General features: G+C 46.1%; 4 protein-coding genes. All 4 read right to left on the reverse strand.

The features are described 5' to 3' along the window. Positions 1 to 13: 13 nt before the first annotated feature. Genes ACED29_RS05060 through ACED29_RS05075 form a run of 4 tightly spaced genes read right to left on the reverse strand, consistent with a single transcriptional unit; the run spans position 14 to position 16,803 of the window. Positions 14 to 5,923, reverse strand: a complete 5,910-nt coding sequence (locus tag ACED29_RS05060; protein ID WP_371697179.1) for a beta-ketoacyl synthase N-terminal-like domain-containing protein — start codon at positions 5,921 to 5,923, stop codon at positions 14 to 16. After that, a complete protein-coding gene (locus ACED29_RS05065; protein WP_371697180.1) occupies positions 5,920 to 8,106 on the reverse strand; it encodes a PfaB family protein in 2,187 nt (728 codons plus the stop codon). Before ACED29_RS05065 ends, ACED29_RS05060 begins: the two co-directional genes overlap by 4 nt. Beyond that, a complete protein-coding gene (locus ACED29_RS05070) occupies positions 8,103 to 15,938 on the reverse strand; it encodes an SDR family NAD(P)-dependent oxidoreductase (protein ID WP_371697181.1) in 7,836 nt (2,611 codons plus the stop codon). The genes ACED29_RS05065 and ACED29_RS05070 overlap by 4 nt, the downstream gene beginning before the upstream one ends. Then, entirely contained in the window at positions 15,922 to 16,803 is an 882-nt protein-coding gene (locus ACED29_RS05075) for a transcriptional regulator (protein WP_371697182.1), read from the reverse strand. The genes ACED29_RS05070 and ACED29_RS05075 overlap by 17 nt, the downstream gene beginning before the upstream one ends. Positions 16,804 to 17,072: the final 269 nt, after the last annotated feature.

Below are 17,072 nucleotides of genomic sequence, written 5' to 3' on the forward strand. Positions count from 1 at the left end.
ATTCCTTTTGGGCCTAAGCTTCTTCAATACAGATTGCGATGTCTTTGACTTCATAAATGCGTAGACCATCTTTACTGAGGTTTGCATCGCCTATTATGATGCGCTTACCGTCTTCATCTTTTACTGCACTGATATGCACATCAAGTGACATTTGTTTGTTAAGCGGATTAATTTGACCGCGATATTTCCACTTAATATCCGACAATATTTGACCAAATTTCGGATTGGTGAAACCTTTACCTAAGTCTGTAGAGATGGCGTAAGTTTGCATCAACTCGATCACGGCTTCAACACCTAATGAACCCGGCATAACCGGATCTTGATGGAAGTGAAATTGGAAGAACCAATCACTTGGGTCAATCGTGCGTGACGCAGCAAGATAGCCCTTACCGTATTTGCCACCAGTGTTAACAATTTCGGCTTTATCGATAAAGTTAAGCTGGCCGCCCGCAAGGCGATAATGCGGTTGGCTCACTGGTGCATTAAATACTCGCGACTGTTTATCCAGTAAGTTGACGCTAATGTCTGCCGCGACATTATTATCGATATGCCAAGGCTGGGTGATCCTGCCATTATCAATACCAAGCTGGTTCTTTAGCGCATCACCTTTGAAGTAACCAAATACCGCACTACCAGTGTAAAACGGCTCGTTATCAACACTTAATTCAAAGGTGAAGCTTTGAATAATGTTACTGCCAGCGATGACGGTTGATAATAGCTTTGAGTCATTGACTATGGTTTTACCGCGTAAATCCACATGGCGCAATAATTTACCGCTACCATCTAAATTACGGAAAAACAGCTCTTGCCCGGGGAAGCCAAGAGTGGTGCCCATATAGCCTGAGATAAAACCGTTAGGTTGTAGTGAAATTTCCATTAGCACTGAGTAAGGCATTACCGCTTGATGGCTGTTTTTTGCAAAGTACCAAGCATCTGCCGGCACTTCGTACTCTGCGATACACGATGATGGCTTTTTCAGTTCGCCGCGCTTACCGTTAATTTCAACGACGCGCGTGGTTAACTGTAAATCGCCACAGGGTGTACGCGGCGGGATCAATCCGCGGTAAATACTAAAGTCTGGGCCAAAGCACTTTTCGATATCGCCTGTGGCAAATTCGAACATGTGGTATGGCGTAAATGGTACGGTATCAGGCACGCGATTAGCATACTTTGAATCGGCACTTACGATGGGCGCTTCAAGGTGTTTTAGCGGAATAACGCCCTTGTTACTCGGGGCATGTAAATCTGGAACTTGCGCCATTAATGGCGCTTTGCTGGCAATCACTTTACTGCTAGCGTCTGAATCAACGGTAGTGCTAGTGTTTGCTGCGTTTAACGAGATAAGTGGGTAACGGGTACATTCAGCCTCTTCCTTAATCATCACGCCTAAGTTTTGGAAATCGACCACAACTTTGCCATTAAGTAAAATATCAATATTAGCTTTGGCGTAAGGGCGAGGATGAATGCCTATTTCAGTCACTTCCATGCGATAAGTCAGTTCGGCGGTTTGTGGTAACACTTGGCCACGACAGCGGACTTTTTGTGAGGCGTTTTCCAAAGGCTGGAATCGGCCATTCTCGACGAGAGTATGCATGCCAATGTGGATCATATAGAACTGTAATAGTTGACCACAACCTTCTGCCATTAGCGAGCCGGCCATCACCTGATCGCCTTGGAAATGACAAGGGAAATACCAATGATCTGGCGCAATGTGCTTATGACCTTCGAGTAAGCCTAAGCCCCAAGCACCACCTTGAGTTTGTAATTGACTAACACGCTCAATCATTAAGAACTTTTCTGAGGCAAAACAAAGCGATTTTTGCATACCATTTTGTAGCTGGTGGGCGACATGTTCGCCGCCAAAACAGCTGCCAATATCGCCGGTCAGTAAATGATGAATTTGGCCATAATCAAATGCCGTTTGGCTACAGTGTAGTAATGGCGTGAAGGTCGGTTTGTTTGGATTATTGAGCACTTGTTGACGACGTTTTATTTCATCTTCAGTTTGAATAACCCCTTTACCATCGGCCAGTTCTTGGTCGGTAAAGAAGCCTGCGCAGCCGCCATCCATTTTGAGGATCATCTTGTCGCCTACGAAGCATTCGTAAGAGAAAAAGAATAATAACGTATCGCCATTGCTAGCAAAGTTATTGATTTTTATATCGTAACGCAGCGTGTCACCGCCACGAGGTAAATCTTCTAAGAAAGTCAAAGTACAATCTAATAAACGATAAACCCGTTCGCCCTTGTTTTCAAAATCGATGCCTAAGTAACTGATCAACATTAAATCACATTGACCCGATTCTACTGCTACAGCCCAAGGGATTTGACCATCGACTAAATACGGCGCATCGACTGGGATGTCGTATTCTGTGGTCATTGAACAAGGTTTGTATTGATTCATGGTCGCATCAAGTTTAGTGACGCGCGACACCAACAAATAATCTGTGGTGGGCAATCTTACTCGACGAGAATAGCTGTCGATGATGGCATAATCTGGGCCAAATACCTTAGCGATATCGCCTTCGGCATATTCAACTAAATCAGCATAATTCCAAATACACGGTTTATTCGCTGGGATCGGCGCGGTGTAAGCTGGCACACAAGCATGATTAGGTTGAATTAATTCCACAGGTACAGCAGCTGAGGCGATAGGATCTACATTTACAGCAGGCTGTGAAGCCTGCGACACATAAGAGATTTGCTGGCTGGCGAAACCGGCTAATTGTGAGCGTAATAAACTGTCGGCAACTTTTAACCCCGCATCTCGGCTGGATAAGTAGGCTAAGTGCGCTTGCTGCGCTAACCATTGAATTTGCTGAAATGCACTTAAATGTGCTGGCGGTATGGTCGGGCTTGTCACACTGGCAACCTTAGGTTGCTCTGCTGTTGAAACGGTGTTTTCTGACATAAGAGACTCGGCGATATGCTCGCTATGATTGACACTAAAGTGGCTGCTGTCACAGGTGGTTTTTGGCTTAGTTGTGTCAATGATTTTAGCTATTGCTGAAGTGGTATCAGCACATTGATCTAGATTGCTGTCGGCCATTGTTGTGATATTGGCGCATTGAGCCACAATGCTGTCGAGACCTTCAAGTGAGCTATCAATAATATGTTGATAGATATCTCGGCCACCTAAACTAACTTGCTTAATTAAGCTTAACTTATTGCCTGTGGCTAATTGTTGCGTCAAATTGTTGCTCAGACGAGTACGCAATGCGTATTGCTGCGGCGCCGAAACAGACAGATTAACCTGTGAGTATTGGGTTTCGCTGCTGGTGAATACACTGGCGTTGATGGCCGATTTATCAATATGGCGGCTTTGTACTAAAGCGTGCAGTAAACTGGCCATGCCAGAAGCGGCAAAGGTGTGACCGAGAATATCTTGTGCTTTACTCAATAACGGCGCTGAGTTGATCGCTGCAGCATCAGTTAATCCTTGGACAAACTGTTGGCCTTGAGTTGTTAATATGCATTCAGGCGATTGGTTTAATTCGATAAGATCTGCTGCAATATTGGCCGGGCGTTGTGATAAGGAGTCAAAATCAATACTGTTTATGCTGGCATAGCTGTCAAGCTCTGGATGCGCAGCATTAGTTTGTTGCAACACTATCGCGCCAGCGCCTTCACCTACTTTCCAGTCGGTTGAGCTTAATCCTTTAGCATTAAGCTTGGCAGTATTGAATAACATATTTTCAATGCTGCCTGAAAGATCTACCGCGGCGATGATGATGGCATCCAAAGGCTCTTGTAACGAACCAAGAGCAAATAAGTTTTGCGCTACATCGATACAACGATTAACTGACTGTGCACCAGCTGAAATGGTAAATGCCGGGCCATTGAAATCCCATAATGAGGAGATCCGTGACGCCATAATGTTACCAATGAAGCTGGTATATTGATTTAGCTTGGCGGCATCTAAAACACTGTCCATCGCAATTGCTTCAAGGCTGGCATATTCAGCACTGGATAACTGGATCCCTTGGGCATTAAGGCTTTGCGCTATTTGGCTATGTAAGTTAACTCGACCGCGAAATTGGTGTAATTCAAGTTCGGTTTCCATGGCTACCAACACAGCTACTTTACTGCCAGGCGTTAGCTTAGCATTGGCAATGGCTTCATCTGCTATTTTGATTAATAACAGTTGCTGCGATATTAGGCGATCATCTTCATTAGGCGGCACTTTGAAACGTAAAAAATCAAAATCGAACTGATCAATATACGCCCCTTGTGGCACCTGATGTATGCCATATTGAGCTAATAACTCAGGGTGCTTGTCTAAGCCTTTCCAGCGTTGATTGGGCAATGGGCTAAACAGTGGTTGCTTATTGATGATTTTATCAGCCAAAGCATTGATGCTGCTGCACTGGCCAAAGTGGGCTGCCATGCCGGTAATGTGCATTGGCGTTTCTGTACTGACTATTTTGCTGCGACTAAGCTGAGAGCGTTTACTGTCAGCATGGTTTATCCCTGCCTGAGCTTGATAGGACTCAATCAGTAAATGGGCGTTACAACCGCCAAAACCAAATACTGATACGCCAGCATGGCGGGCTTTATTGCCGACTTTATCGGGCCACGGAAGCACATCATTTGGCAAAGTCGCTTGACCAAATAAGCCGTTAGGCGAGGTGATAGGGGAACTGATATTAATACTCGGTGGCAACACGCCTTGGCGCATGGCAAAAATCATTTTCATGATCCCAGGCATGCCTGCCGCGGTGAGTAAATGGCCTAGATTAGATTTGGCTGAACCAATCAGTGGCGTGGCGCTGCCTTGAAGTTTATCTTCAAAAAAGCGTTCCATTGAGGTTAATTCTACTTTATCGCCTAATGGCGTTCCCGTGGCATGGCATTCAATCACTTCAATACTGGCAGGGGTAATACTTGGGTCTATTGCTGCCGCATCGCGATAAGCGCGCTCGAATGCTAGTACTTGGCCTTTGCTATTTGGGCTTAACACAAACTGACCTTTACCGTCGTTTGATAAACCGATACCACTGACTAAAGCATAGATATGGTCGCCATCACGCTCAGCGTCTTTAAGGCGTTTAAGCACTAATACCCCCGCACCTTCGCCGGCGAATAAGCCTTTACTGTTACGATCAAAGGGCGCTGAAATTCCATGGTCTGGATAAGCGTGAAATATCGAAAAGCCCATATTGATGAAGAATGGATCTGCGCCAGACACAGCGCCAGCTAACATCATATCTGCCTTGCCGGTATGCAAGTAATCACAGGCGAGCTTTAAGGCGTAAACCGAGCTAGCACAGGCTGCATCTAAACTCAGCTGCGTACCGCCCAAACCTAAAGCATCGGCAACAATTTTCGAGGCATTATGGGCAATGGCACCATTACCTAAGTTAACCGGTTGAGCGGTAGCAGCGTGATTAGCTTGTGGCTGATCACAACTCTTGTTAACGCTATTATTGAAACAGTGTAGGCTAAAGTTTGGCTGTTGCAGCTTGGTCTGTAAGGCTTTTTCGACCGCACTGTGATACAGAGGTACAAACAGTTCATTAGATTTAGCCGTAGGGAATGATAAGGTTCCCATCACAATACCGGTGCGTTTAAGCAAGCTATCGTCAAGGCTAATACCGGCATCTGTTAACGCATTACGTGCTGTGTCGGTTGCCCACAAGAAGCTATCGTCTAAGCCATTAAATGCGCTGGGCTCAATGCGATAACCTTGAGGATTAAATTGAAAGTCTTGAATGTAGCCGCCTTTATCGCAATAAAAACGGTCCGATTCGCCTTGTACACCCAAGTAGTCACTCGGTGAAGCATTGAGTTTGCTGGCACTGATTTGGCTGCGCGAATCTTTTTTGTCTAATAAGTTTTGCCAAAATTTAGCGGGAGTATCCGCGTCTGGATACTGATTGGCTAAACCGACAATGGCTATTTTAGGGGTAGCTTGAGAACTCAATGAGGTTCTCCTTCTAATGATGTTTCACTATAACAAATGAGGGATGAGCCGTCGGCTAATGCCGCCTGCTGGGATAATGTATTAATGCTAGCGTCAAGGCTGCGAATAAAAGGGCTTAATGACATGGGCACTCGATGAGCAATTAGTTGCCCTAGGCATTTAAGTAAACTGGTGACGTCATCGCCACCTTTAGCATTGACGGCCATTGCCATCGCTGAGACGCTATTGCAACTCTGCGCATTGATTTTGTCAATTAGGGTGGTAGTTTGCCGATCGGCACCTACTTCAACAAATAGTCGACAGCCTTGCTCTCGAGCATTGAGAATTAACTGAGTAAAATTGAGCTGATGACAAAAAGTATCGGCAATCGATTTTGCAATGGCTTGTGAGGTTAATACAACAGGCTGAGTCTCTGCTGCGGAGATAAACTGCAATTGGCTTGGTAAGTTTTCTACTAATGGTTGTTGATAAAATTGCCTTACTGATTCGCTGATGTTCAATGCCGCAGGCGTGTGCATTGCGGTGACGCGATTAGCGGCAATGCCGCGTTTACCCGCTTGTTTTAGTAAGGCTTTACAACTGTTTTCACAGCCGGCAACAACACAGGTATCACCCTGAATAATAGCAATATAAGCCCGAGGGTAATTGGCTAAATGGGGCGAGAGTTCGTCAATTCTGGCTCGAGTAACGAAGCTATTCCATACAATGTTTTCGTCATCGGCTAATTGCCATTGTTGGCGAACACAGCGGAGCTCACCAGAAATATCTTGGGTAAAAATACTGCTGTTTTGCGTGGCTGCAATCATGCTGTGTGGTGTTTGCCATACGTTTAAACTCGCCCACATGGCCGCTTCACCCATGGAGTAACCCAAAGCAAATTTGGGCTCAATGGCAAATTCTTGCTGCAACAGCTTGGTTAAAATATAACTGGCGCCAACACCAGCAATGGCTAATTGGCTCAGGCTCATCTGTGCGGCACGATTTTTATCTGCCGCATAGATAAAGTCCGTTTGTAACATCGATTGCATGTCACCTTGGTTTTCAAGTTCAGCATACAAATCTGGGAAAACCAGGCCTATTTGACTAAGCATGTTTGGGTACACAGTGCCAACGCCAGGATAAACAAAGCTCAAGCCATTATGACCCAGCGGCGCTGAATATAAGCAACTGCCCGCAGGCGTTTTATATTCTATCGGCGTATGACTATTCGCATCATGCTGCTGATGAGTGGCGATTATGGTCATCATCGCGCTGACTTCTTGTACTAATGCGCGGCGATCGGCTGCCATTAAGACTAGGGCTAGCGGTGCATCTGTTTGATAATCTGACAAACTGGTTTTGATAAGCTCGAGTAAGCTTATGTCGTCAATTGCTGAGTGTAACTGCGAAGAAAGGCCCATCAGCTTAGTGTGCAATTGCGCCAATGAAGCGGCGCTAAGCGGCAGCCATAAACGTTGAGTACTGATTAACGGCTTGGCGGCGATAAGTGCACGACCTTGGGTAAGGATGATTGCCTGAATACCTGATGCGGTTGGATAACATAAAGCTGCGACTCGGCTTTGGTGAAATGCGCTAAACCAATATTGACCGTTAGCCTTGTCTTGGGCTGGTATACAGCGACTCGCGATAGACTCGACTAGGTTGGCCATTGCCGTCAGTGCTGTTTGTGCCGTCTCATTCGTATGGGGCGCACTTGCATGAGGAGCTGACTCAGATCTAGAATCATTAGCTAGATCCGTCACTGCATCATTAGTGGCATTGCCATCAGAACTTGCACTAAAATTATAACAGCCATCTAGCGCGACTATCTGTGGCTGAGCATGCAGACGTTTTGCATGCTTAAGGGCAAGTGTTACCGCTTCAGTTTGGTTGTTACTCAGCGCAATACCATTGATATAAGCATGCGCATGAATACCGTTTTTAGCCGCAATTAACCCAGACATAATCCACAATCGATCGCCAATATTGACCATATCATTGCTGGTGGACGATAGGTGTTCGCCAGCGTGCAATAACGCCAACGCAAAGCCGTCGACACTATGAGTGTCGACAGTGATCAGGTGTTCATTAATCGAGGCAATATTAGGCTTGCAAAGCAACAAAGCTAATCGCATAGGCTTAGTTTGTTGCTTTGCAATACGCTCACTCATCGTGTTTAGCGCCATGTTGCTTAATACCGTCACACTGTTTCCTTGCTGTGGTGAGACACACCAGTAGCCGCTTGATGTGGAATAAAGGCCCCATTCAAACTTTTACTGATAGTCACTTTAGCGTTGAGCATTTGGCAACTCAAGCGACCATCTTGATGGTATAAACTCACGTTAGCGATTAACATTCTGCCGCTGTGTTTAACAACATCCAGTTGAATATAGCCTTTATCACCACTGGCAAATGGCCAAGCGGTAACGCATTCAGCCGTAGATGACGGTAAGCTTGCTGCACCGTATTTAAGTCTGGCCCATACCAGCATGGCTTGTAGCAGCAAATCTTCCGCGAAAACTTGGCTGCCACCTAATGCCGATGACGGGATAAAATGTTGACAGTCAGCGGTATTAATCTGCGGTAATTGCACTTGGCACAAGAGCTGAGCATCATCAAATGCCAACACTTGCTTAATGCCTTGCAAACGCGGGCCATGAAACAAGGTTCCGTTTTGATACAGTTCAACCCCTGAGCTCAACGGCGCTATATGCGACCACTTTGTCAGGCTCGCTGTATCAATCACGGGCTTGGCAATATCATCAGTCAAGACGGCGCTATTGATCACTAATGTTGCTTGATATTGCGGTTTCATCGCTGCACTTGGCTCATTTAACAAACGAGATGAGATCAGCGCGTTGATCCCAGCGACAGTTTGCGTTAGTTCCAGTTGCAGCAAATGTGGCTCATTGGTGTCAAAAATAACCCCTTTAAGCAATTTATATTCAGCAATACTGACAGGCACATGACATAAGGTTTGTGCTGCATCACGCATCCATTGCATGGCACATACTGTCGGCAATACCGGATTACCAGCAATACAATGATCGCTAACAAAAGGCATTTCAGCCGGGGTTAAGACTCGAGTCACCGTCATACTGATAAGATCAGAGGACTGTGTCTTAGCTGCAAACGTCAGCGAACCCTTGGCGATAAGCAAAGCGTCCGCATTAAGCTTTTTTACAGCATTACCCTGTTCTGATGAACCTTGCATATCAGAGCCAATAAGCAATTGTGCGCCTTGCTGACTTAATAAACTGTGGGCAAATAACTCGGCACCTGCTTGTAATGGAATCACGTAAACACCGCGATCAACAAACATTTTCTTTAATGCCGAACTGACCATTCCGCCATCCCAAGGGCCCCAGTTAAAACTCATTACTTTAGCATGCGCTAAGGTGTGTGCCAGTTTAAGGGCGGTTTTATTGAGGATTTCATTCGACATAGCATAATCGCTTTGTCCGGTATTTCCGTAGAAACCGGCAGCCGATGAAAACAAGGCAACCAGCTTGATCTGTTGTGGGTCGAGTGCATTAATTATGCTTGCAAGCCCGGTCACTTTGGTGTGATAAACGCGGTTAAGTTCATCCAAGGTTTTGTCTTGAATATGCTTGTCGGCTAACACACCGGCGCCATGAATAACGCCATTAATGGTTAATGAGTCGCCCTTAGCATTCGTCAGGCTATTAAGGCTGGCGGCTACCGCTGTGGCGTCGCTGACATCCATTGAGACATATTGCGCGCTGGCGCCGACCTTACTGAAAGCGGCTAACGCAGCATCGATTTCTAGGCTGCTGCTAATTGGCCACACTAATGCATCAATTTGTTTCGGCGTGGGTTTATTGCCTTGCGATTGAATATAAACAATGGCCGCGGCTTTTAACTCAGAGGCTTGCTTGCCTTGTGCCCAAGCCGGTAAGTCGCTGCCAAAATGTTGGCTACGACCTGCTAACACAAAATGTGATTGGCATTGTTTGGCTAAGGTGAGGGCGCATTCAAACGTTACCCCTTTTGCGCCGCCGGTGACCAAAATAGTGTCATTACCATCAAGCGTTGCTGGCGCAAACTGCTCACTGGCATTGGCGGCGACTAAGGTTACTCGACCTTGCTGACTAATCCCCACTTCATTAATGCGATCTACGCTTGCATTGGCACCATCGATATCAAACAACTCAGCAACGATGGCATCGGCAAAGCTTGTAGCATCAATATTATTGCTAATGTCTAAGGCACGGCAAAATACTTGTGGCCACTCATGGCTTAAGGTTTTGCTGAGCCCAGATAAGGCCGCTTGATTCAGTTCCGCTGTGGCTAATTGGTCATTATCTAAGTAGCCAAACCCGCCGTCTAAACGACTCACGGTAAAGTAGCACAGACGCGAAGACGTCGGTTTAGCAAATTCTGGGTGAAGATGCTTAGCCCATAAGAACGCGTTGTCGACAGCGGCTTTTGCAGCAAGAGTACATGACATTAATGGGTGATTATTTACTAGCGTTTGCGGCTGTAAATGAACAAAACCTGCAATGGCATATTCAGCGCCCAAGTCGGCTTTAATATCGGCAATCACCTGAGCAATGTGCGCATCATCAATGCTGCTCAAGGTGTAGCTTTTAATATCACTGCTTAATGGTGAATGCGCTACGCTGATGGTTTGTGGGTTACGAATAACGGCGACGGTTAATCCCTTTGCAGTGAGTTTTTCAGCGAGTAAACCGGCGTTATGGCCATCATCTGTGATGACAATACAGTTTTTTGCTGAATAACAATCTACGAGTTTATCCGCCGCGGGTAACTTTTTTAGCGCTACCTCGCTGTGTGGCGGTAATGCTGCGGTGTTAACCTCAACCTTATTTGCCGTTGATGCTGGGGCGACAGCCGCAATCGCGGTTGAGGTAGCTGCAGGCAATTTGGTTTGCATGTAGCTGACGATTTCACCTAAGGTGCGACATTCGGCTAAATCTTCTGGGTTAAGCTCAGGTAAGCCAGGCAACTCATCTTGTACTGTGCCTAAAATCTCGACCCGTTTGATTGAGTCGATACCTAAATCCGCTTCCATGTCCATACTCAGTTCAAGCATTTCAGCTGGGTAACCGGTTTTGTCGGCGACAACTGACATCATGGTGCTTAATACTGTATCAGCACTCAAGCCCGTTGTCGGTGCTGTAGATGAAGAGACGGTTGCTACTGGTGCCACTGTAATGGCTGCAGGCAGTTTGGTTTGCATGTAGCTGACGATTTCGCCCAAAGTGCGACACTCGGCTAAATCTTCTGGGCTGAGTTCAGGTAAACCTGGCAGCTCATCTTGCACTGTACCTAGAATTTCAACACGTTTGATTGAGTCGATGCCTAAATCGGCTTCCATGTCCATGCTCAGTTCAAGCATTTCAGCAGGGTAACCGGTTTTGTCGGCAACCACAGCTAACATGGTGCGCTGAACGCTTTCTGCGCTTAAGCCCGTTGAGTTAACCGTTGCAGCCGCTACTGTTGGCAACGCAGAGGTTGCAGGTAATTTAGTTTGCATGTAGCTGACGATTTCGCCCAAGGTGCGACACTCGGCTAAATCTTCTGGGCTCAGCTCAGGTAAACCTGGCAGCTCATCTTGTACTGTGCCTAAAATTTCGACGCGTTTGATAGAGTCGATACCTAAATCGGCTTCCATGTCCATGCCAAGTTCGAGCATTTCAGTAGGGTAACCGGTTTTATCGGCAACCACAGCGAGCATGGTGCGTTGGACGTTTTCAGCTGTTAAGCCAGTTGATGCAGTTGCAGTGTTTGCCGCGACTGGTGCAGAGGACGCTACACTAACTGCATTGGCAGCAGGCAATTTGGTTTGCATGTAGCTAACGATTTCACCTAAGGTGCGACATTCGGCTAAATCTTCTGGGCTCAGTTCAGGTAAGCCTGGCAGTTCATCTTGTACTGTACCTAAAATTTCGACGCGTTTGATAGAGTCGATACCTAAATCGGCTTCCATGTCCATGCCAAGTTCAAGCATTTCAGTTGGGTAACCGGTTTTATCGGCAACCACAGCGAGCATGGTGCGCTGAACGTTTTCAGCTGTTAAGCCAGTTGATGCAGTTGCGGTGTTTGCCGCAACTGGTGCAGCAGACGCAACACTAACTGCATTAGCAGCAGGTAATTTAGTTTGCATGTAGCTAACGATTTCACCTAAGGTGCGACATTCGGCTAAATCTTCTGGGCTCAGTTCAGGTAAACCTGGAAGCTCATCTTGTACTGTGCCTAAAATTTCGACGCGTTTGATGGAGTCGATACCTAAATCGGCTTCCATGTCCATGCTAAGTTCAAGCATTTCAGTTGGGTAACCGGTTTTATCTGCGACCACATTGAGCATAGTGTCTAACACTTGTTGCTGCGATAGTCCTGCTGTTGGGGCTGAAACTGCAAGCGAACTCACTTGCTGAGCTACAGGAGCCTGGACTGGTTTACTGGCAGTCTGTTGAGATTGAACCGCTTGAGCTGGTTGAACTTGAGCAGCAGCAACAGGAGCTACCACAGTCGAAGGCGTCGTTGTGGCCTGAGCAACTTGGCTTTGGGGCACAAATGCAGGCGGCATAGATGCCGCAGCTACTGGTGCTGACGTCGACGCTGGCATTGGTGTTTGCCCTTGTAACATGGCTAATGCAGCTTGACTTGCTTGCGCTTGCAGCGTTAAAAATTGACTGTGACTTTGCAATGTTTGTGCTTGATGCTGGTGGAACAGCTCCATAGAACGTTGCAAGCTTTCAGGAATGGCTAATCCCGATGATGCCATTTGTGCTTGCGCTGTCATCAAATGAGCAAACGTGTCGCCATATTGCTGTGGTATGGCTAAAAATTGCTGATGTAATTGCGCCGTTTGTTGCTGCGCAGCAAAAAATGCACCGATACTATCGGCCGACGCAGGCACATTTGCGCTAACTGGTTTAGCCGCTACAGCCGTCGTTGCCGCCAAAGGTGCGGCAACCGCAGAGGCTGGTGCTGATGTTGCAGGCACTTCAATGTATTCAGTTTTAATCACTTCTTTTTCCACAATTTTTTCCACAATTTTCTCAACCGGTACTTCTACTGTTTTGCTGGTAACTGTGCCAGTTTGCAGCGACTTGTTCATTTTGGCTTGGGTGGTGGCGCTAATATAATTACTCGCAGTTAACTTGACGTTCATCGGTGACACTTTTGCAAGTTCAGCGATGGGCGCTTGATAAGGATCAACCTCGGTTAATGCCAGCCCTAATACCGCAAGCTGACACGCTGCTTGACGCAGTTGAGTGTCGCTATTGCCTTTAGGATTTGGGTTCAAGCTCACTATGCTGACTGATTCGGCTTTGTTGCCTAAGGTCGCCTCAACCAATTTATGGAGGATGTTTTTAGGACCAAACTCAACAAATACTCGTGCGCCAGCGTCATACATAGCGGTTAATTGCTCGCTAAAACGAACTGACTGCAGCATATGATCAGTAAATGCTGCCTTGATTGCTTTAGGATCATTTGGATGTGCTTTACCTGTGCCATTGGCATAAAGGCTTAGTTTTGGCTTAGCAAATTTAACCTTATCGATGGCCGCAGCAAAGGGTTGTTGCGCATGCGCCACTAATGGCGTGTGGAATGCGCCAGAAACCGGCAGGGCGATTGCTTTAAAACCAAGTTCAGCGGTGATTGCTTGTGCCGCTAAGGTACATGATGCTGTTGGACCTGCAATAACCAGTTGGGTTGGTGCATTGTAATTAGCCACTTTGACGCCCTCAAATGCACTAATGCACTGTTCAAGCTTTTCAACACCTTGGTCAGCAGCTTGAGCGGGGACAATAATGGCGTACATCACGCCAGCATCTTGATCTTTAGGCGTTGCCGCCATTGCTTGGCCACGAGCAAAGGCCAATTGATAATAATCAGCTTGGCTAATGACCCCCGCAGCACATAATGCTGACAGTTCACCAAAACTATGACCGGCCACCATATCGGCTTTAAAACCTGCTTGAGTCAATAATGCATATTGGCCCATGCTCACTGCACCAATAGCACTTTGGGCATTGGCAGTATTGGTTAATGCTGCGTGTTGTGCGGCAATATCTTCGGCTTCAAAAGCCGGGGTAGGGTACATTATTTGCGATAGTGGCATTTGTTTATGTTGCGCAAATACCTTATCTGCTTGCATCAATTGTTGACGCATTTCTGGATAAAAACAGGCTAAATCGACGCCCATGTTCAGATACTGCGCCCCTTGTCCGGCAAATAATGCCGCCACTTTATGGCTTGCCGATTCAGGATGAATTAATGCTGCTGAGCGATAACTGGTGCCAGAAGGCAATTGCCAGCTGTCGGCAGTATTCGAACTCAATTGCGCCAGCGCTTGAGTCAGCTGAATGGTTAAGTCTGCTAATGATGCCACCACTAAGCCTATGCGCGCGGCTTTGGGGGCTATGGTCGTTAAGGCAAAACGTTTACCAAAATCAGCCAACACAATTTCTTGACGATTTTGCTGTGTGGTATCAACAGCCTTAACTTCAGTTTGCAGGGCTGTTAATTGAGCCTGTAATGCAGCTTTATTTTCAGCATGGATTAGTAGACTTTGCGGCACGGAACGTTGACGATATTTATCGCCTCGAACATGTTCTTGGCGGTATTCTTCCAACACAATGTGGAAGTTGGTGCCACCAAAACCAAAGGCACTAATACCCGCGCGGCGCGGCGTATTGTCTGTACGAGGTAACCATGGACGGGTTTCGGTGTTTAAATAAAACGGCGAGTCCTGAATGTTTAATTTAGGATTGGGCTTACTGACGTTAATGGTCGGTGGCAACACTTTATGATGCAAAGCCAAAGCAACTTTAATGACCCCAGCGGTTCCAGCGGTCGATTTAGTGTGGCCGACTTGTGATTTTACTGATCCAAGAGCAATGTGCTGTTGGGTATCATTATCTTCGGTAAACACCGATTTTAGACCATTGAACTCTGCCACATCGCCAGCGGCAGTGCCTGTTCCATGGGCTTCAATTAAGCCAACCGTGTGCGGTGCAAAACCCGCATCATCATAAGCGCGTCTTAATGCTTTAGCCTGGCCTTCTGGGCGCGGGGCATAAATACTTTTAAACTTGCCATCAGATGATGAGCCAATCCCTTTAATAACAGCATAAATTCGGTCACCATCGCGCTCAGCATCGTCAAGACGTTTAAGCGCCATCATGCCAATGCCTTCACCTATCATCATGCCTTTAGAATCGATATCGAAAGGTTGAATGGTGTCATTAGTGGTAAATGCCGGTGTTTTTGAAAAGCTCATGTACATAGATGGTGAGTTATCGGTACACACACCGCCTGTGATCATCATGTCACTGCGGCCTTCAACTAATTCGGTTATCGCCATGCGCATCGCCGCTAAAGAACCTGCACATGCTGCGTCAACCACGCAATTCATGCCGCCTAAATCAAAGCGATTAGCAATACGCCCAGCAATCACGTTACCAAGTGAGCCTGGAAATGAGTTTTCTTCCCAGTGGATATATTGATCTTGAAACTTTTTGATCAACATCTCAGTGTCTGCGTCGCTTAGACCACTATTTTTAAATACTTTTTTGAGTATAGGGTACTGTAAACGACCGCTGAGACTGTGATTGATTTTTTGACCACCGCCGACGCCTAATGTAATACCGATGCGATCGGTATCGTACTGCGCATCAATACCTGCATCGGCCAGCACTTCTTTGGCGACCACTAAAGATAAGAGTTGTGAGGTGTCTGTCAGTTCGAGGATATTCGGTGGCAAGCCAAATTCCATTGGATTGAAATCGACTTCGGGTAAAAAACCACCGCGTTTACAGTAGGTTTTATCGGCCATTGATTTATCGGCATTGTAGTAATCTTCAGCGTTCCAATGGGTTTCTGGAACGTCGATAATGGCATCAATTTTTTCGCTGATTAAATCCCAAAACTTGTTTAGGTAACGTGAGTTAGCAAAAATACTCGCCATGCCGACAATCGCGACTGGCATATCTTTTAAGCGTTTGTTTAAACGCTTATCTTTATTACTGGATTGGCTCATATGAGTCTCCGTTTGATAACTGAGGTTCAGTTATCTGGTGTTGGGATCCAGCTGCATCAATGGTGCTAGTAGATACTGCGGCTGGTTGACTTGCTCCAGGAAAACGAGCAAGAAAAGTGTGATAGTTGCGAACCAATAACTTACGTAAATGAAATGGCCCGTGCTTTAAGACATGGGTTATATAGCGATTACTCGCTTGGGTATGGCTGTCTTGATAAATATCGAGGTAAACCCAGTCAGACTTAAAATCAACGCCAAGCAAAACAGAATAGGCTTGCTGCTTTGTTAATTGAGGCGGAATACTTAACGACACCACTTGCACGACGTTGTCCGGATCTGGACTTGGCAGGGCTAAAGTATCGGCTAAGGTTTGCGGGTTAACGGTATAGGTTTGAATATCGGCTCCCTGAGTGATCGGCAGCTGATTGAAAAATTTTTCTGGCACAAAAGGAGTATCAAACTCGTCGAGTTTTGATACTCCAAAGCGCTTTAAACAGCGAGCTAGGCCAGATCGGGATACATTAGGGTTGATAAATTCTTGGGTAACTTTTAATAACCTGTCTAAAGGCATTTTTAATTGATAACGCAAGCCCAGCATCACGTACTCTTCCATCGGAGAGAGTGTTGTGTTGAGTTTGTGCGGGGTATTTGGCGTGTTATCGATGGAGTCACGTTTACGCCACTTACGAACGGTGGCTTCGGTAATATTAAGGATTTTGGATAATTGACTGACACTATAATCGGATTGCTGAATAAATTGACGCATTTCCGGCGTCGTAGTCGCATTACGGTGATAAACCGATTTTGGACGAGGCTTATTCTTCAATAGTTCAGGTGCTAAATGTGTGGTTATCTTTTTTGTCATCTAGACCGGTATTCCAAATAATCTATTGGGACTTTAGCGCATTTAAACTTACCCATACTTACTTAATTCATACTTAAATAAGCTAAAAAATGAGTCCAAATATCCATTTATGCTTTTTTTAGCACAAAGCAGATTACCTGAGGTTTCACTCCGATACAATCACCCGAGACTAAAAACAAGATCTGAGCGGTAAAAACGATTATTAAGGCTATGTTTCAATGCTTCCATCGTCGCTGTAATTGCCCTGAAACCGCGTTATTATGGCAATT

The sequence above is a fragment of the Shewanella sp. 5S214 genome, from assembly GCF_041439795.1.
Lineage (GTDB): Bacteria > Pseudomonadota > Gammaproteobacteria > Enterobacterales > Shewanellaceae > Shewanella > Shewanella vesiculosa.

Bases quoted from the DNA above. Each gene is read 5' to 3' on its own strand.
- ACED29_RS05070 (WP_371697181.1), bottom strand. From the start codon at position 15,938: ATGAGCCAATCCAGTAATAAAGATAAGCGTTTAAACAAACGCTTAAAA.
- ACED29_RS05075 (WP_371697182.1), bottom strand. From the start codon at position 16,803: ATGACAAAAAAGATAACCACACATTTAGCACCTGAACTATTGAAGAAT.